1 protein-coding gene is annotated in these 1,096 nt (G+C 72.4%); it reads left to right on the forward strand.

Features of this window, described 5'->3' with window-relative positions:
• The coding region (locus tag MCM47_RS41315; RefSeq protein ID WP_238951895.1) for a hypothetical protein at positions 1-1,096 on the forward strand (1,096 nt) is incomplete at both ends.

Consider the following 1,096-nt stretch of genomic DNA (forward strand, 5'->3'; position numbering starts at 1 on the left):
TCAACCGCTACTTCCTGTACCTGCTGGTCTGCTACGCGCTGTTCTGCGGCGGGCTGGTCTGGGCCGCCCGCTGGATCGGCGGGCCGCGGCCGCGCGGCTGGCGGTGCACCGCCGTCTGCGCGACCGTCGGCGCGGTCATGCTGGCGACCAACTACCTGGACCTGCTCGCCCACGGCTTCGACTCGACCTTCATCGGGCTCTTCTTCGTGACCCTGACGCTGGCGGTCGCCGTCCGCCCCGCCATGGGGGTGGGCGAGTTCCTGCTGGCCGGCGCCGCCGGCATGATCACGGTCACCTACGCCTACAACATCTACGGCGCGTTCGCCGGGGTCGCGCTGTTCGGCGCGCTCGTCGTGCACCGCCGCAAGTTCGCCGGCCGCTGGCCCTGGGTGCTCGCCGCCCTGGTGGTGACGCTCGGTGTCGCCGCACTCCCGAGCGCCCTCTCGCTGATGGGCGACCTGGACGTCGCCAGCGCCTCCAACATGAACGGCCCCTCCGTCAGCGCCGACAACTCGGTGCTGATCGGCGGCGGGCTGCTGGGCCTGCTGGCCGCGGTGATGCCGCGCAACCGCCGCACGGCCACCGGCCAGGCGCACCTGGCGGTGCTCCTCGGCACCGGCGCGCTGCTGAGCGCCTTCGCGCTGTACCAGCTGCACACCATCCAGCGGTACTCCTACTACTTCCACAAGATGACCGGCGTCGGCGTCGTGGTGAGCCTGGTCTCGCTCGGTGCGGTCGGCGTCGTCCTGCAGGGCCAGTACCGGGGGAGCGCCCGGACGCTGCCACGGCGCGCCGGCGAGCTGGTCGTCTCCGTCCTGACCGTCGCCACCGCGCTCAGCCTCTTCGCGGGCGTCCAGTGGGGCTTCCTCAGCACCGAGGACAAGCGCGCCGACTGGTACGCCAACCCGCTGGTGGCCTGGGGCCGCGGCGAGTGGCGCAGCGACATGGGCCCCAAGGGCGCCGAGGCGCTGCAGCTCCCCGGGGTGACCGGCCCGGTCGTCTTCCTGGTGGCGAACGACGACTACAAGAACCTCAAGGCGACCTGGCTCGCCGCGCTGCTCAACCGGCGCGGCGGCGACATGGCCGCGCTGTACGA

The sequence above is a fragment of the Kitasatospora sp. A2-31 genome, from assembly GCF_022288725.1.
GTDB lineage: Bacteria > Actinomycetota > Actinomycetes > Streptomycetales > Streptomycetaceae > Kitasatospora.